This is a genomic window from Streptomyces sp. NPDC054783 (genome assembly GCF_053611725.1).
This window is the reverse complement of the sequence record NZ_JBSHAY010000005.1, coordinates 330061-346604: the sequence shown is the minus strand read 5'-3', so window position 1 is coordinate 346604 and position 16544 is coordinate 330061. Positions and strand designations below refer to the sequence as shown.

General features: G+C 71.6%; 16 protein-coding genes. 10 read left to right on the top strand and 6 right to left on the bottom strand.

The window, feature by feature from the left end; genetic code table 11:
- Positions 1 to 86: 86 nt before the first annotated feature.
- On the bottom strand, positions 87 to 1148 hold the full coding sequence (locus ACWGJ5_RS13320; protein ID WP_453309841.1) for a (-)-alpha-amorphene synthase: 1062 nt from the start codon (positions 1146 to 1148) through the stop codon (positions 87 to 89).
- The gene (locus ACWGJ5_RS13315; RefSeq protein WP_453309840.1) at positions 1123 to 2550 is read right to left on the bottom strand and encodes a cytochrome P450; all 1428 of its coding nucleotides are present in this window, start codon (positions 2548 to 2550) and stop codon (positions 1123 to 1125) included. Before ACWGJ5_RS13315 ends, ACWGJ5_RS13320 begins: the two co-directional genes overlap by 26 nt.
- A 232-nt stretch (positions 2551 to 2782) precedes the next feature.
- On the opposite strand from ACWGJ5_RS13315, the gene ACWGJ5_RS13310 reads away from it, so the two are divergent.
- The gene (locus ACWGJ5_RS13310) at positions 2783 to 4279 is read left to right on the top strand and encodes an acyl-CoA synthetase (RefSeq protein ID WP_453309839.1); all 1497 of its coding nucleotides are present in this window, start codon (positions 2783 to 2785) and stop codon (positions 4277 to 4279) included.
- A 167-nt stretch (positions 4280 to 4446) separates the two neighbouring features.
- Here ACWGJ5_RS13310 and ACWGJ5_RS13305 read toward each other — a convergent pair whose 3' ends face one another.
- Positions 4447 to 4506 carry a hypothetical protein gene (locus ACWGJ5_RS13305; RefSeq protein WP_453309867.1) on the bottom strand — a complete coding sequence of 20 codons (60 nt, stop codon included), beginning with the start codon at positions 4504 to 4506 and terminating at the stop codon, positions 4447 to 4449.
- Between ACWGJ5_RS13305 and ACWGJ5_RS13300 the strand changes: the two genes are divergently transcribed.
- The gene (locus tag ACWGJ5_RS13300) at positions 4499 to 4699 is read left to right on the top strand and encodes a hypothetical protein (protein WP_453309868.1); all 201 of its coding nucleotides are present in this window, start codon (positions 4499 to 4501) and stop codon (positions 4697 to 4699) included. The genes ACWGJ5_RS13305 and ACWGJ5_RS13300 overlap by 8 nt on opposite strands.
- Positions 4700 to 4828: 129 nt before the next feature.
- Here the strand turns inward: ACWGJ5_RS13300 and paaK are convergent, their stop codons facing one another.
- Positions 4829 to 6127: a phenylacetate--CoA ligase PaaK gene (gene paaK / locus ACWGJ5_RS13295; RefSeq protein WP_453309838.1), complete on the bottom strand. Its 1299-nt coding sequence runs from the start codon at positions 6125 to 6127 to the stop codon at positions 4829 to 4831.
- A gap of 142 nt (positions 6128 to 6269) precedes the next feature.
- On the opposite strand from paaK, the gene ACWGJ5_RS13290 reads away from it, so the two are divergent.
- The 4 genes from ACWGJ5_RS13290 (at position 6270) to ACWGJ5_RS13275 (ending at position 8494) form a co-directional block, all read left to right on the top strand.
- Positions 6270 to 6719 carry a hypothetical protein gene (locus ACWGJ5_RS13290; RefSeq protein ID WP_453309837.1) on the top strand — a complete coding sequence of 150 codons (450 nt, stop codon included), beginning with the start codon at positions 6270 to 6272 and terminating at the stop codon, positions 6717 to 6719.
- 152 nt (positions 6720 to 6871) lie between these two features.
- On the top strand, positions 6872 to 7738 hold the full coding sequence (locus tag ACWGJ5_RS13285) for an alpha/beta fold hydrolase (protein ID WP_453309836.1): 867 nt from the start codon (positions 6872 to 6874) through the stop codon (positions 7736 to 7738).
- A gap of 29 nt (positions 7739 to 7767) precedes the next feature.
- The gene (locus ACWGJ5_RS13280; RefSeq protein ID WP_453309835.1) at positions 7768 to 8256 is read left to right on the top strand and encodes an alpha/beta fold hydrolase; all 489 of its coding nucleotides are present in this window, start codon (positions 7768 to 7770) and stop codon (positions 8254 to 8256) included.
- 37 nt (positions 8257 to 8293) lie between these two features.
- Entirely contained in the window at positions 8294 to 8494 is a 201-nt protein-coding gene (locus ACWGJ5_RS13275) for an alpha/beta fold hydrolase (RefSeq protein ID WP_453309834.1), read from the top strand.
- A gap of 18 nt (positions 8495 to 8512) precedes the next feature.
- Here ACWGJ5_RS13275 and ACWGJ5_RS13270 read toward each other — a convergent pair whose 3' ends face one another.
- Both ACWGJ5_RS13270 and ACWGJ5_RS13265 read right to left on the bottom strand, forming a co-directional pair.
- Positions 8513 to 10471, bottom strand: coding sequence for a sulfatase (locus ACWGJ5_RS13270; RefSeq protein ID WP_453309833.1), 1959 nt, complete (start codon positions 10469 to 10471; stop codon positions 8513 to 8515).
- A gap of 150 nt (positions 10472 to 10621) precedes the next feature.
- The gene (locus ACWGJ5_RS13265; RefSeq protein WP_453309832.1) at positions 10622 to 12238 is read right to left on the bottom strand and encodes an acyl-CoA synthetase; all 1617 of its coding nucleotides are present in this window, start codon (positions 12236 to 12238) and stop codon (positions 10622 to 10624) included.
- Between the two features lie 199 nt (positions 12239 to 12437).
- Between ACWGJ5_RS13265 and ACWGJ5_RS13260 the strand changes: the two genes are divergently transcribed.
- From ACWGJ5_RS13260 to ACWGJ5_RS13245, 4 genes are all read left to right on the top strand, one after another.
- Positions 12438 to 13238 carry a crotonase/enoyl-CoA hydratase family protein gene (locus ACWGJ5_RS13260; RefSeq protein ID WP_453309831.1) on the top strand — a complete coding sequence of 267 codons (801 nt, stop codon included), beginning with the start codon at positions 12438 to 12440 and terminating at the stop codon, positions 13236 to 13238.
- A 105-nt stretch (positions 13239 to 13343) separates the two neighbouring features.
- A complete protein-coding gene (locus ACWGJ5_RS13255) occupies positions 13344 to 14285 on the top strand; it encodes a Zn-ribbon domain-containing OB-fold protein (RefSeq protein WP_453309830.1) in 942 nt (313 codons plus the stop codon).
- Positions 14282 to 15331, top strand: a complete 1050-nt coding sequence (locus ACWGJ5_RS13250) for a thiolase domain-containing protein (RefSeq protein ID WP_453309829.1) — start codon at positions 14282 to 14284, stop codon at positions 15329 to 15331. Before ACWGJ5_RS13255 ends, ACWGJ5_RS13250 begins: the two co-directional genes overlap by 4 nt.
- Positions 15328 to 16494, top strand: a complete 1167-nt coding sequence (locus tag ACWGJ5_RS13245; protein WP_453309828.1) for a thiolase domain-containing protein — start codon at positions 15328 to 15330, stop codon at positions 16492 to 16494. The genes ACWGJ5_RS13250 and ACWGJ5_RS13245 overlap by 4 nt, the downstream gene beginning before the upstream one ends.
- Positions 16495 to 16544 lie beyond the last annotated feature (50 nt).

Below are 16544 nucleotides of genomic sequence, written 5' to 3'. Positions count from 1 at the left end.
TCTGTCGTTCGGCCAGGGGGAGCCGAGCGTACGCCGCGGCGAGGTGGGGCAGGACGGATTGGGCACCATAGGGTGAATCACTGGCTTCAGGTGGGATAATGCCTGCCTGCCGGGTATGAGACCGGACCGGACCACGGCACCGCGGGCACCGAAGTCACGTCCGCGTAGCGTGGCACGGTGCGGGACCAGTGGTAGCACCCGCGGATCCAGCCGGTCATGCCCTCCACGTAGCCGACGCCCGCGGGGCTCAACTCCGGTTCGATCTCCGCGTAGAGCTCCTGGAACTCCTTGATCGTCGCGTTGATCTGCTCGATGGCCATGAGGACGGCGGTCTGCAGAGAGCACCGGTGTTCACGCTGGTGGGAAAGGGCCAGGTTGATCATTTCGCCCGCGCGCCGTTCTTTCACCGCGGAGAACAGGTCGGGTATCCACACCGCCGCGTCGGCCGACAGCCGGCTCAGTCGCTGGACGACGGGATGGTGGAGCTCGGCGGGCGGCAGTTCGTGTGGCTGGGCGGCCTCGCACAGCGGGTAGAACGGTTCGACGCCCGCGGTCAGCGACCGTATCGAGGTGCAGTCCCCGGTCCGCACGAGCAAGGGCTGGGCCTGGGCCACCGCCTCGTACAACAGGCCGTGCACGTATTCCCGGCTCTTCCAGGCCCATCGTGCCGCCTGCGACGGTGTGCACCGTTCCCGGACCTGTCGGTGGAGATCGGCCAGAGCCGCGCCGAGGGGAGTGCTGGGCGGCCGGCCGTCCCGCAGAATCCCGACGCTCTCGCACAGCATGGGAACCAGCCTGCCCGGTGAGCGCCGACCGGTGTCCTCCGCACGGTCGTCGAAGACGAACTGATAGGCGATCTGGTTTGCCACGATCTGAAGGAGACCGGCATCCATGGTGGGGCTGTTGTAGGACGCGAGCTGGGCGGGGCGCGTGCGGACGATCATCGCCGCCACACCTGGTTCGTCCGTCAGCCCCCGCGCGCTCAGCCATGCCTCGACGCCGGCCGCGGCTTCGGATTCATGGGGATTGCGCTCGAACGGGAAGGGCATGTGGAGGTGGCTGTCGATCAGGTCCCTGAGGGTGGGGACCGGAATTCCGTCCGGTACGGCGACGGGGATTTCCTCATGTGTTGTCGACAATGTGGTCACCTGCCGTCCGGGATTCCGGTGCGCCTGAAGGCATGTGCGAACGGGCTTCGCAGGCCATTACCAGGGAACGCGGGCCGAGCGTGATGGCGGGGCGCGGTGCCTGTTCGACGTACCCGGGCAGATGGCGCAGGCGCCGTCGGCCGGCGATGGTCGCGAGGGCCAGGGTGGCCTCCACCATGGCGAACTCGTCACCGAGGCATTTGCGGTTGCCCGCGGAGAACGGCATCAGCGCGCGGCGCTGCCCGGCGGTGGCCTTTCCCGGCAACCAGCGGTCGGGGTCGAAACGCTCGGGGTCGGGGAACGACGAGGAATCGTGGTGCAGGAGGTAGGGGCTGTACAGAACGGTGGCTCCCTCGGGCAGACGGCATCCGGCGAGTTCCGTCTCCCTGGTGGCGACGCGGGTGAAGAGCCAGCCGGGGGACGAGTGGCGCAGCGTCTCGGAGACGACGCACCGGGTGTGGACGAGGTGCGGCAGGTCCTCGGGGCCGGGCCGTCGGCCTCCGGGGAGGACGGCGTCGAGCTCGGCGTGCAGGCGGCGCTCGGCCTCCGGGTGGCGGGCCAGCAGGCTGAAGGCGTCGGCCAGGCACAGCGCCGGGGCCTCGACGCCCGTGAGCAGCAGCGTGATCAGGTGGTCGTGGACCTCCCGGTCGGTGATCGCCGCCGCTGCGCCGTCGCCGCGCGCGGCCGCCAGCAGGGTTCCCAGCACATCGTCGCGGTCGGCGCCCCGGCGGCGCTGCGCGATCGCCGTGTCGATGATCGCGTGGAGACGTGACAGTGCGTGCCGGTAGCGGCGGTTGGCGGGGGTGGGGAGGCGGAACAGGGCGTCGATCGGCACGACCGTGCGGACGAACAGGCCACGGACGATGTCCGTGAGGCAGTCCCGCACCTCGTTGGTCGTCGTGTCGTCCAGCGCGTCGGAGAGCAGGACCCGGCTGATCACGCGTGTCGTGAGGGTCATCATCGCCTCGGTGACGGGCACCGTCCGACCCGCCGGCCACGCCCGGCACACCGCCTCGGCCTCCTCCGAGACGAGATCCGTGTAGTGGGCGACATGGGAGGGATGGAAGCCGGGTTGCAGCAGCCTGCGCTTGTTCCGGTGCGCCGGCTGACGGCAGGTGACGAGACCGTCCCCCATCAGCTTGCCGAGCCTGTCGTACAGCGGGCCCCCCTTGTCGAAGGTGTGCGGGTCCATGAGCACCTCGTGGGTCAGCTCGGGGTGGCACACCATCCAGGCGCGCTGGGGGCCCAGCCGTATCTCGACCAGATCCCCGTGCGCGGGCAAAGAATTCAGAAACGCCAGCGGCCGACGGTATAAGGCGATACCGTGACCGAGGATCGGGAATATGCCGGGAGCAGTACCTGTCCTCCAGGTTCGTTTCTGTTCGGGCACAGCACGGCTCATGGATTCCTCCCACCGGACGTGAGACGTGAAATGTGCGAACTGCTGTGGACTCGGCGTCCGAGACATGTCCTGCCCAGGTTCAGTGGTGGCCGGTTTCCCGAATCCTTTCTCCCAAGGGGCGCACAGAAGCACGCGGAAGCGAAAACCGCATTCGGCGAACGTCCGGTGGGACCGGTGTATGCGCCTCCAGGATGCTTGACCTGTCTCCGCGACGGACCCAGGATCATGAGCCATGACCCAGGGACACGGCAGCACGGTAGACGGGGTGCTGCGGCGCAGCGCCCGGCGCACTCCGGCCCGCCGCGCGGTGGAGTACGGCGAGCGCCGCTGGACGTACGAGGAACTCGACGACGCCGTCTCGCGCGCGGCCTCGGTGCTGCTCGCGGAGGGCCTCACACCGGGCGACCGGGTCGGCGCCTACGGCCACAACTCCGACGCCTACCTGATCGGCTTCCTGGCCTGCGCCCGCGCGGGCCTGGTCCATGTGCCGGTCAACCACAACCTGACCGGGGACGATCTGGCGTACCTCGTCGGCCAGTCCGGCAGCACCCTGGTCCTCGCCGACCCCGGCCTCGCCGGCCGGCTCCCGGACGGCATACGGGTGTTGCCGCTCAGGGACACCGAGGACTCGCTGCTCGCCCGGCTGGCGGACGCACCGCCGTACGACGGGCCCGAACCCCGCACCGAGGGCCTGGTCCAGCTGCTGTACACCTCCGGTACGACTGCCCTGCCCAAGGGCGCGATGATGACCCACCGGGCCCTCGTGCACGAGTACCTGAGCGCGATCACCGCCCTGGACCTGAGCGCCGGTGACCTTCCGGCGCACGCGCTGCCGCTGTACCACTCGGCACAGATGCACGTGTTCCTGCTGCCGTACCTCGCCGTCGGTGCGACCAACATCATCCTGGACGCGCCCGACGAGGACCGGCTTCTCGACCTGATCGAGGCGGGCCGCGTGGACAGCCTGTTCGCGCCGCCCACGGTGTGGATCGGGCTCGCGGGCCGGCCCGACTTCGCCACCCGTGACCTCGACGGCCTGCGCAAGGCCTACTACGGCGCGTCGATCATGCCCGTCCCGGTGCTTCGGCGGCTGCGCGAGCGCCTGCCGCGGCTCGCCTTCTACAACTGCTTCGGGCAGAGCGAGATCGGCCCGCTGGCCACGGTCCTCGGCCCCGACGAGCACGAGGGCCGGCTGGACTCCTGCGGACGGACCGTGCTGTTCGTGGACGCACGGGTCGTGGACGACCGGGGCGAGGACGTACCCGACGGCACGCCCGGCGAGATCGTCTACCGCTCACCGCAGTTGTGCGAGGGCTACTGGGACAAGCCCGAGGAGACCGCCGAGGCCTTCCGGGACGGCTGGTTCCACTCCGGGGACCTCGCGGTGCGCGACGCCGACGGCTACTTCACGATCGTGGACCGGGTGAAGGACGTCATCAACTCCGGTGGTGTCCTGGTCGCTTCGCGCCAGGTCGAGGACGCCCTGTACAGCCACGAGGCGGTCGCCGAGGCCGCCGTGATCGGCCTGCCCGACGAGCGGTGGATCGAGGCCGTCACGGCGATCGTCGTCCTGCGCGGCGAGGTGACGGAGGATCGGCTCATCGCGCACGTGAAGGAGAAACTCGCGCCCTTCAAGGCGCCCAAACGGGTGCTGTTCGTGGACGAGTTGCCGCGCAACGCCAGCGGGAAGATCCTCAAGCGCGAACTGCGGGACCGCTTCAGCGGCTAGCCGAGGCCGTCGGCGGTCTTCGACGGCAGCAGGGCGTCGGCCGGCAACCGCCACTGCGGCAGCGCCGATCCGCCCTGGCTTCGGGGTATTGGGCCGCGACGACGTTTCCGGGTACGTCGATACGACCTTGGTCGGTTGCTACGGCCATGGTTGGCGAAGCGGCCCGGTCAGCCGCCGGCCCTGCGGCGCAGCGCCTCCTTCTTGGCGCGATTGCCGCAGGTGTCCATCGAGCACCAGCTCGGCGGCGGCTCCTGGCTCGGGGTACGGGCGTACGACCGACTCGGCCGGCCGGGGGTGGCGGGGCTGGTCGCCCTGACCGACGTACTCGCCCTGACCCGGCATCCGGCACACGTGGCCAGGGCACGCACGGCGGCGCGGCCGGCCGAGGCCACCGCGGTGACGCCGAGCAGGGCGCCGTGACGACCGCGGCCCGAGGCGTGTCCGCGCTTCGGGCCACGGGCTTCGGGTTGCCGGTCCTCCCGGGGTCGCCGGTCTCGGGCCGCCCGTCTCCGGTTTCCGGTCCCGGGTCGCCGGTCCCGGCTTGCCGCTCTACCTCTGGGTCCGCAGGTCCACGATCCGGCGGATCTTGCCGACCGAGCGTTCCAGGGACTCCGGCTCGACGATCTCCACGTCGACGGACACCCCGATCCCGTCCTTGACGGCCGCGCAGATGGACAGGGCCGCCGCGTCCCGCGCCTCCGGGCCGGCGCCCGCGCGGGCCTCGGCACGGACGGTGAGCCGGTCCAGCCGGCCCTCCCGCGTCAGCCGGAGCTGGAAGTGCGGTGCCACGCCGGGCGTGCGGAGCACGATCTCCTCGATCTGGGTCGGGAAGAGGTTGACCCCGCGCAGGATCACCATGTCGTCACTGCGCCCGGTGATCTTCTCCATCCGGCGGAACACCCGGGCCGTGCCGGGCAGCAGCCGGGTCAGGTCCCGGGTGCGGTACCGGATGACGGGCATGGCCTCCTTGGTAAGCGAGGTGAACACCAGCTCGCCACGCTCGCCCTCCGGCAGTACCTCACCCGTGATCGGGTCGACCACCTCCGGGTAGAAGTGGTCCTCCCATACCGTCAGCCCGTCCTTGGTCTCCACGCACTCCTGTGCCACGCCCGGGCCGATCACCTCGGACAGCCCGTAGAGGTCCACGGCGTCGATCGCGAACCGCTCCTCGATCTCGTGCCGCATCTGCTCGGTCCAGGGCTCGGCTCCGAAGATCCCCACGCGCAGCGAGGTGCCGCGCGGGTCCACGCCCTGACGCTCGAACTCGTCCAGCAGCGTGAGCATGTAGGACGGGGTCACCATGATGACGGCCGGCTGAAGATCCTGGATCAGCTGCACCTGCCGGGCCGTCATGCCGCCGGAGGCCGGGACGACCGTACAGCCCAGGCGCTCGGCACCATAGTGGGCGCCCAGACCACCGGTGAACAGCCCATAGCCGTAGGCCACATGCACGACGTCACCGCACCGCCCGCCGGCCGCCCGGATCGACCGCGCCACCATGTCCGCCCACATGGAAAGGTCGTTGTCCGTGTAGCCGACCACCGTGGGGCGCCCGGTGGTGCCGCTGGAGGCGTGCAGCCGGCGGATGCGCTCGCGCGGCACGGCGAACATGCCGTACGGGTAGTTCTCCCTGAGGTCGGCCTTGGTCGTGAACGGGAAACGAGCCAGATCGGCGAGGGACCGGCAGTCCTCGGGGCGGACACCGGCCTTGTCGAAGGACTCCCGGTAGAACGGCACGTTGGCGTAGGCGTGCCGCAGTGAGGCGCGCAGCCGCTCCAGCTGGAGCTCCCGCAGTTCCTCCGGCCCGAGCCGTTCGCCCGCGTCGAGCAGGTCCGTCGGATCCGCCATCGAGTCGTCTCCCTCGCCGCACTCACATACCGGACGACCGATCATTCGGTCGATTCGTTCGGGGCCAGTAATCCAGGCCATGCGGCTCCAGGCAAGAGGCCTGCGAAGATTTTCTGCGCCGGTCGAGCCGGAGAATGGGCACGTGGAGCTGCGACGGGAACTGCTGCCCCCGCCCGTGTCGGCCGAACGGCTGGCCGAACTGGGCGCGGAGATCGAACGGACCGAGGCGTTGTTGCGCGAGGACGAGGAGGCCGGGCGCCGTGCGGTGGACGCCTTCAACGCGGCGACCAGGCACTCGTACGGACCGTTCGCCTTTCTGGAATGGTGGGCGTCACGCGATCTGGAGCGGTTCGCCCTGGAGGCCGCCCGGCCCGCGTGGCCACGGGTGCCGGACATCACCCGGGACGAGCTGATCGAGCTCGTCCGCAGGGTGCGGGCCGGATACGCGACCGGTGATCCCGACGCGGACCACTACCTGCTGGTCGTGGAGGTGAACGTCGCCCATCCCCGGCCCTTCGGCGTGATCGAGCAGGACGCCCCGCCCGAGCGCATCGTGGACGAACTCCTGGCCCACCGGCCCATCGCCCTGTAGAGCGGTCGGCCTCCCGCCCCCGGTTGAAAGTGCCCCGGGTGGCAAAGCGCCCCGCGTGGGAAAGCGCCTCGGACGGCGAAGCGCCTCGGACGGCAAAGCGTCGGACGATAAAACGTTGCGCCGCTCCGGGGCCGACCGACATGATCACGACCATGCCGATCTTCACCGCGACCGACGGCACCCGGCTCGCCTACCACCTGCGGGGTGCCGGCGAGCCCCTCGCTGTCCTGCCCGGCGGCCCGATGCGTGCCTCCGCCTATCTCGGAAACCTCGGCGGGCTGGCCGCGCACCGGCGACTGGCCCTGCTGGACCTGCGCGGCACCGGGGACTCCGCGCCGCCGGCGGACCCGGCGACGTACCGCTGCGACCGGATGGTCGAGGACGTCGAGGTGTGGCGCGCACACATGGGTCTGGAGCACATGGATCTGCTCGCCCACTCGGCGGGCGCGGCCCTCGCCATGCTCTACGCGGCCCGCCACCCGCAGCGGGTACGGCGACTGCTGCTGATCACGCCCAACCCGTCCGCCCTGGGCCTGCGGGCGACGCCCGAGGACCGGCTGGCCGCGGCCCGGCTGCGCGCGCACGAGCCGTGGTTCGCGGATGCGTTCCCCGCCTTCCGGGCCTGGCTGGCGGGGGAGGCGGACTTCGACGACGTGTTCCTGCCGTTCTTCCACGGCCGCTGGGACGACGCGGCCCGGGTGCACACGGACGCCGAGCCGGAGCAGACCAACGAGGAGGCGGCGGACCGCTACTTCGCCGACGGTGCCTTCACTCCGGACGCGACCCGGACGGCCCTCGCCGTACTGACCGCGCCGGTCCTCCTGCTCGCCGGGGAACTCGACGGCGGCCCCCGCCCGGACCTCGCCCGTCGTGCCGCCGGGGCCTTCCCGGACGCCGAGGTCGCCGTCCAGCCCGGCGCCGGTCACTATCCCTGGCTGGACGACCCGCAGTGGTTCCTGGAACGCACCCTCGCCTTCCTCGACGGGCCGGCGGGCGCCGCTCTGCCCTCGGCGGAGTAGGCGGCCTCCCACCGGACCGACCGGCTGGCGTGCCCGGCACGGACACCGCGGCGCCGTACCCCGTCGAGGCGAACGGCATCACCCCGGCCTGCCGGTCCTGGGGCCCGGCGGACGCCCCGCCCGTCGTGCTGCTGCACTGCCGTGGCGCGGACGGCGCGGACTGGACGCACATCGCCGAGCGGCTCGCGGCACCCCCGCGCCCGCGCCGGGTGCACGCTCCCGACCTGCGCGGCCACGGACGCGGCGACTGGCCGGGGAGCTACCGGGCCGAAACGATGAGCGAGGACGTCCTCGCCCTGCTGGCGGCCCTCGGCCTCGACGGCGCCGATGTCGTGGGTCATTCGCCGGGCGGCACCGTCGCCTACCTGCTGGCCCGGCGTCATCCCGGTGCCGTACGACGGCTGGTGCCGGAGGACGTCTGCGCACCCGTGCCGCTCGACCCGCCCCGGCCGCCCGCCCGCCCAACGGCCCCCGGGGGAGCTGCCGTTCGACTGGGCGATGGTGCGGGCCACCGATGAGCAACGCAATGCGCCCGATCCTGTGTGGTGGCACCACATGGACCGGATCACCATGCCGACGCTGGTCATCGGGGGTGGTCCCACCAGCCTCATCCCGCAGGACCAGGTCGCTCGGCTCGCCGGTCTGATCCCCGGAGCCTCGCTGGTGAGCGTGGACGCGGGGCACCTGGTGCACGAGTGCCGTCCCGAGGAGTTCCTCGCCGTGGTGCGGGAGTTCCTCGACCGGCCCGGCCGTTGAGGACCGTCGTCGGCCGCTTCAGCGCGGTTGTGGCCCGAACGCCCTCAGGAACCGGTCGCGGAAGCCGTCCATCGGCCAGATGGGGGCGTTCGCCGCGGGTTTCAGGCCCTCCGTCCAGCCCCAGCCGGAGATCCGGTCCAGCACCTTGGGGTCCCGGGCGACGATGGTGACCGGCACGTCCTTGCGGGGGCTGTTGCCGGTGACGGTCGGCACGGGCTGGTGGTCGCCCAGGAAGACGAGCACCGTGTTGTCGTTGCCGTAGCGCCGCAGGAATCCGACGAGGCTGTTCAGCGAGTACTCGACGGAGGTGCGGTATTCGCCACGCACGCTCTCCGGGTTCTTCCAGACCTCGTCCTGGGACTTGCCCTCGTTCCTGATCTGCTGGAAGAGCGAGCCGTCGCCCAGCTTCGCCCAGTCGACCATGCGGGGCAGGGGCGCCCACGGATAGTGGCTGGAGGTGAGGATGATCTCGGCCATCAGCGGGCCCCGGCCACGCCTGCCGAACTCCCGCCGCTGGAACGTCTGGAGCGTGAACTGGTCCGGCACCTGCGACCATCCGAAGTCCGGGCCGTGGTAGTCGAGGTGATGGCCGTCGTAGACGTGGTCCAGGCCGAAGAACCGGCCCTCCGGCCAGGCCACCAGCACCCCCGGCACGACGCCGACCGTGCGCCAGGCACCGGTGCTGCGGAACGCGCCGGTGAGGGTGGTCCGGTCGCTGGAGGTGAGGCTGCGGAACCGCTGCTGGTTGCTGATCCACAGACCGGACAGGAAGGTCGAGTGGGCCAGCCAGCTGCCGCCACCGGTCACCGGTGAGCGCAGCCAGCCGCTGCGGGACCGGAATCCGGCGGCCTTGAGGGCGGCGTCGCTCTCCTTGAGGACGTTGCCGATCGGCGGCCCCATCACCGGGTCCTCGATCGCCGAACGGCCGTAGCTCTCGACGAACGTGAACAGCACGTCCTTGCCGCGCAGGCCGGTCAGCAGCTGGTCCGGGGGCATGTGGGCGAAGGCGTCGCGGGCGGCCTGGCGCTCGAAGAGCCGGGCATCGGCCAGGGAGACGCGGACCTGTTCGGCGCGGTCGTTCAGGAGGCCGGCGTCGAGCGTGGAGGCGACGGGCCCGGCGCCCGTCTGCAGGCCGAGCACGACACAGGTTGTCCAGGCGGTGCTCAGCACCAGGACGACGTGGACGGACCGGGCGCGGTGCCGGGCCAGCACGGTGGTGAGGCGGACCGTGGCGCCCGCGGTCAGCAGGAGGACGGCGACCGCGAGGAGCAGGGCACCGGCGGCGGCGACCAGCTCGCCGGTGCGGCCGGAGGTGTCCCGCACATAGTCCGCCGCGTTGCCCAGCAGGCCCCAGTCCAGCACCAGGTCGAAGGGGCGGTACAGCACCGAATAGAAGCCGATGTCCAGGCACTTGAGGAGCGTGACCAGCCCGATCAGCACGCCGATCGCCGCCGCCCCGGCCCGCCTCGCCCGGGACGGCAGCACGAGCAGTACGGCCGCGAGCAGGATGCCCTCGGCGGGCAGCCGTACGAACGCGGCCGGGGTCAGCCGGTCGGGCTGGTCCGGCAGCAGCAGCGCCGCGAGCAGTACGGCGACGGCGAGGACGGTGGCGCCCACGGCCGCAGACCGCACGATACGGGTCCGCCGGCCGGGCGGGCCGGCGAGCGCGGCGAGGCCCCGCACGATGTGTCCCGGCCCCGCGAGCCGGCCGGCCGTCGTTGCCGTGTCCTGCGCGAGAGAGGACGGCCTGTCGGGTCGGCCGGTCCCGGCGGCCGAGCCCCACGTGATGCGGACGCGCCGCCAGAGCCGGCGGGCCCTGGCCGGCAGGCCCCGGGCGGCACGCGCGCGCGTGCCGCCCCGGCCGGGTGCCGCGGCCGGCCCCGCCTCCCCGGCGGTCGGGGGAGCGCCGGCCTCCTCCGGGCCGCTGCCCGTCTCGTCTGCGCCCCTCGGTAGGTGGCTAGGCGTGTGGTGAGACACCCGGAGATCCTTCCGTGCGTGGCCCGGTGCCGGTGCGGAAGGCCTCGACCGGCACCCTTCGACCGACAGTCACCCAACGTAGTTGAGCGGCGTCGATCGTGCGCGCAGAGTAGTGCTACCGGGTGGGTGGGGCGGGGGACACCCCGGGCGTCACCGCCGGTCGGCCGCCGCCGCGACCTCGCGGGCCCACCGGTAGTCGGCCTTGCCGCTCGGGGACCGCTGGATGGAATCGGCGATCACCAGCTGACGGGGGATCTTGTAGCCGGCCAGCCGGGTACGGCAATGGCTCTGGATGTCGGCCAGCGAGGGCCGGGAGGCCCCCTCGCGCAGCTGCACCACGGCCGCCACATGGTTGCCCCAGGTGGCGTCCGGGACCCCGGCGACCAGTGCGTCGTACACGTCCGGATGCGCCTTGAGCGCCTGCTCGACCTCCTCCGGATAGACTTTCTCGCCTCCGGTGTTGATGCACTGCGAGCCCCGGCCGAGCACGGTGACCACGCCGTCCTCGTCGACCGTCGCCATGTCGCCGAGCAGGACCCAGTGCTGCCCGTCCCTCTCGAAGAACGTCTCGGCGGTCTTCCGCGGGTCGTTGTAGTAGCCGAGCGGAACGTGCCCGCACTGGGCGACCCGGCCGATCTCGCCCGGGGCGACCGGCTCGTGCGTCACCGGATCCACCACGCGGGTACGGGAGTTGACACGCAGGCGGAAGCCGCGTTCGGGGCCCGAGTCCTCCGTCGCCGTACCGTTGAAGCCGGACTCGGAGGAGCCGAAGTTGTTGAGCAGCATGGCGTTCGGGACCAGCTCCCGGAACTGCCGGCGCACTGTCTCCGACATGATCGCGCCGGACGAGGACACGCTGAACAGGGCCGAACAGTCCGTGCCCTTGAGGGGCCCGCCCAGCGCGTCGATCAGTGGCCGGAGCATGGCGTCGCCGACCAGCGACATGCTGGTGACCCTCTCCTTCTCGACGGTCCGCAGCACCTCCTGCGGCACGAACCTGCGGTGCACCACGACGCGTTGGCCGAAGTTGAAGCCGATGAACGCCGTAAGGGTCGAGGTGCCGTGCATCAGCGGCGGAGTGGGGAAGAAGGTGATCCCGGAGCCCCCGGCGGCGACCCGCTCGGCCAGTTCCTCCGGCGTCTTCACCGGCTCCCCGGTCGGCGCCCCGCCGCCGAGCCCCGCGAAGAACAGGTCCTCCTGCCGCCACATCACGCCCTTGGGCATACCGGTCGTGCCGCCGGTGTAGATGATGAACTGGTCGTCGGCCGAGCGTGCAGGGAAACCCCGGGCCGGTGAACCGGAGGCCTCCGCGTCGCCGAACGGCACCGCCCCGGGCACCCCGGCCGTCTCCGGGCCCACCCGCAGCAGATGCCGCAGCTTCGGTGCCCGCGGCAGCGCCGCCGCCACCCGGTCCGCGAACTCCGCGTCGAAGACCAGCGCGACCAGATCGGCGTCCCGGTAGAGATGCACCAACTCTTCTTCGACATAGCGGTAGTTGACGTTGACCGGGACGATCCGCGCCTTCAGGCAGGCCAGCACCGTCTGCAGGTACTCGACGCCGTTGTACAGGTGGAGGCCGAGGTGTTCGCCGGGCTGTATTCCGCTGCCGGTCAAGTGGTGGGCGATGCGGTTGGCGGCCGCGTCCAGCTCCGCGTAGGTCAGGCGGCGCTCCGCGCCGGTGCCTGGATGGTCGACGTACACGAGCGCCTCGCGGTCCGGGACCACGTCGACGACCGACTCGAACAGGTCGGCAAGGTTGTACTCCACCGCTCCTCCTGACCCCGGCAGTCCTGGCGAACAAAGGCGCATCGGTCGTACGCCGGTCATCAGAGCAAAGCCCGCGGCAACTGTGAAGGGCTCGCGCCCAACAAATCTGACTGCCTGTCAGAAAACCTCGGAAGCTCCCTTGAAGTGCCTCGCCGCCTACTGCAACCTGTTCTCGTTCTCACCGAGGGGAGACAAGTCCATGGGCGGGACGGAACACCTCACCGTGCGGCGCGAGGGCGCCACACTGGTGCTCACGCTCAACAGGCCCGACGCCAGGAACGCGCTCTCGCTTCCGATGCTCGTCGGCCTGTACGACGGCTGGCTCGAGGCCGACGCGGACGACGGGATCCGCTCGATCGTGCTCACCGGCTCCGGCGGCTCCTTCTGCGCCGGAATGGACCTGAAGGCGCTGGCCGGGAACGGCATGCAAGGGGAGCAGTACCGCCACCGGCTCAAGGCCGACCCCGACCTGCACTGGAAGGCGATGCTGCGCCACCATCGCCCGCGCAAACCGGTCGTCGCCGCCGTCGAGGGGTACTGCGTCGCGGGCGGCACGGAGATCCTGCAGGGCACCGACATCCGGGTCGCGGGCGAGTCCGCGACCTTCGGCCTGTTCGAGGTCCGGCGCGGTCTGTTCCCGATCGGCGGCTCCACCGTGCGACTGCAACGCCAGATCCCGCGCACCCACGCCCTGGAGATGCTGCTCACCGGACGGCCGTACAGCGCCCGGGAGGCCGCGGACATCGGGCTGATCGGCCATGTCGTCCCCGACAGCACCGCCCTCGGCAAGGCCCTGGAGATCGCCGAGCAGATCAACGCCTGCGGGCCGCTCGCCGTCGAGGCCGTCAAGGCGTCGGTGTACGAGACCGCCGAGATGACGGAGACCGACGCCCTCGCGGCCGAACTCGCGCGCGGCTGGCCCGTCTTCGACACCGCCGACGCCAAGGAAGGCGCCCGCGCCTTCGCGGAGAAGCGGCGCCCCGTCTACAAGCGTGCGTAACGCTCCACCCGGGGACCCCCACCTCGGCGGAGCCGCATATGGCAATGCCCCGCGCCCCTTTGGGCCGCGACCGCACCGACCTTGCTCGAAGGAGGCAGGTTCCCGATGCCCGAAGTCCTCAAAGCCCCCCTCGTCGTCGAGTTCCCGTTCACCCGTTCCCTCGGCCCCGTCCAGAGCGCCTTCCTCACCGGCCTGCGCGAACGCGTCGTCCTCGGCGTGAAGACCGCAGACGGACGCACTCTCGTCCCGCCGGTCGAGTACGACCCCGTCACCGCCGAGGAGCTCGGCGACCTGGTGGAGGTCGCCAACACGGGCACGGTCACCACCTGGGCGTGGAACCACGAGCCGCGCCGCGGTCAGCCCCTCGGCGCCCCCTTCGCCTGGGTCCTGGTCCGGCTCGACGGTGCCGACACCGCCCTGCTGCACGCCCTCGACGCCCCCGGCCCCGACTCCGTGCACACCGGAATGCGGGTCCGCATCCGCTGGGCCGGGGAACGTACCGGCGCCATCACCGACATCGCCTGCTTCGAGCCGTACGCCGCAGAGCCCCACCGACCGGGTGGCCACACCGGCGAGTTCGCGGACCCGCTCACCGGGATCGTCGCCCCGGCCCGCCTGGACTACACCTACTCGCCCGGCCGCGCCCAGTCCGCCTACATCGACGCCCTCTCCGAACAGCGGACCGTCGGCGAACGCTGCCCCTCCTGCCGCAAGGTGTACGTCCCGCCCAGGGGTGCGTGCCCCACATGTGGTGTGGCCACAACGGAACAGGTCGAAGTAGGTCCCCGCGGCACAGTCACCACCTTCTGCATCGTCAACATCAAGGCGAAGAACCTCGACATCGAGGTGCCCTACGTCTACGCGCACATCGCCCTCGACGGCGCCGACCTCGCCCTGCACGCCCGGATCGGCGGCATCCCCTACGACCAGGTGCGCATGGGCCTGCGCGTGGAGCCCGTGTGGACCGAGGGCACCCGCTACCCCGACCACTACCGGCCCACCGGTGAACCCGACGCCGACTACGACACCTACAAGGAGCTGCTGTGACCCGGGAGATCGCGGTCGTCGCCTTCGCCCAGACCGACCACCGGCGCTCCACCGAGGAGTCCTCCGAGGTCGAGATGCTCATGCCGGTGCTCCACGCGGTCCTGGAGCAGACCGGCCTCAGGACCGCCGACATCGGCTTCACCTGCTCCGGCTCCAGCGACTACCTCGCCGGCCGCGCCTTCTCCTTCACCCTCGCCCTCGACGGCGTCGGCGCCTGGCCGCCGATCTCCGAGTCGCACGTCGAGATGGACGGCGCCTGGGCGCTGTACGAGGCCTGGACCAAGCTGCTCACCGGCGACGCCGACACCGCGCTCGTCTACTCCTACGGCAAGTGCTCGCCCGGCTCGGTGCGGGACGTGCTCACCCGCCAGCTCGACCCCTACTACGTCGCCCCCCTGTGGCCCGACTCCATCGCCCTCGCCGCCCTCCAGGCACAGGCCCTCATGGACGCCGGCCACACCGACGAATCCGCGCTCGCCGCCGTCGGCGCCCGCAGCCGCACGGATGCGGAAGCCAATCCGCACGCCCAGCTCAAGGGGCCGGTGCCGCAGGGCGACTACGTCGTACGGCCCCTGCGCACAGGTGACTGCCCGCCCGTCGGCGACGGCGCGGCCGCCGTGATCCTCGCGGCGGGGGAGCGCGCCCGTGAGCTGTGCGAGCGGCCCGCCTGGATCCGCGGCATCGACCACCGCATCGAGGCCCACGGCCTCGGCGTCCGCGACCTCACCGACTCACCGTCCACCCGGCTCGCCGCCGAGCGGGCCGGCGCCTTCGAACGGCCCGTCGACACCGCCGAGTTGCACGCGCCGTTCAGCTCGCAGGAGGTGATCCTGCGCCGGGCCCTCCGCCTCGGCGACGACGTCCGCGTCAACCCCTCCGGCGGAGCGCTGGCCGCCAACCCCGTCATGGCCGCCGGACTCGTCCGCATCGGCGAGGCCGCCGCCCGCATCCACCGCGGCGCGTCCGACCGTGCCCTCGCCCACGCCACCTCCGGCCCCTGCCTGCAGCAGAACCTGGTCGCCGTACTCGAAGGGGATCCACGATGAGCAAGGAGCCCGTGGCCGTCGTCGGCATCGGCCAGACCAAGCACGTCGCCGCCCGCCGGGACGTCTCGATCGCCGGACTCGTCCGCGAGGCGGCCCGAAGGGCGCTTCAGGACGCCGAGTTGACCTGGGCCGACATCGACGCCGTCGTCATCGGCAAGGCGCCCGACTTCTTCGAGGGCGTGATGATGCCCGAGTTGTACCTCGCCGACGCCCTCGGCGCCGTCGGCAAGCCCATGCTGCGGGTGCACACCGCCGGCTCCGTCGGCGGGTCCACCACGCTGGTGGCCGCGAACCTGGTCGCCGCCCGCGTCCACGGCACCGTGCTCACCCTCGCCTTCGAGAAGCAGTCCGAGTCGAACGCCATGTGGGGCCTGTCCCTGCCGATCCCCTTCCAGCAGCCCCTGCTCGCCGGCGCCGGCGGGTTCTTCGCCCCCCATGTGCGCGCCTACATGCGGCGCAGCGGCGCCCCCGACACCGTCGGCTCCCTCGTCGCCTACAAGGACCGGCGCAACGCCCTGAAGAACCCCTACGCCCACCTCCACGAGCACGACATCACCCTGGAGAAGGTCCAGGCCTCACCCATGCTGTGGGACCCCATCCGCTACTCCGAGACCTGCCCGTCCTCCGACGGCGCCTGCGCCATGGTCCTCACCGACTGCGCCGGAGCCGCCCGCGCGCCCCGCCCGCCCGCCTGGATGCTCGGCGGCGCCATGCGCAGCGAGCCGACCCTGTTCGCGGGCAAGGACTTCGTCTCCCCGCAGGCCGGCAGGGACTGCGCCGCCGACGTCTACCGGCAGGCCGGCATCGCCGACCCGCGCCGGGACATCGACGCCGTCGAGATGTACGTGCCCTTCTCCTGGTACGAGCCCATGTGGCTGGAGAACCTGGGCTTCGCGGAGGAGGGCGAGGGCTGGAAGCTCACGGAGTCCGGGGTGACCGAACTCGACGGCGACCTGCCCGTCAACATGTCGGGCGGAGTGCTCTCCACCAACCCCATCGGCGCCTCCGGCATGATCCGCTTCGCCGAGGCCGCCCTCCAGGTGCGCGGCCAGGCCGGAGAACACCAGGTCGACGGCGCCCGCAGGGTGCTCGGGCACGCCTACGGAGGCGGCTCGCAGTTCTTCTCCATGTGGCTCGTGGGAGCGCTGCCACCGGAGACCTGAAAGTCGTCCCCACGTGGCCTGTTGGGCATCGTGAGCGGTCGCTAGGCTGG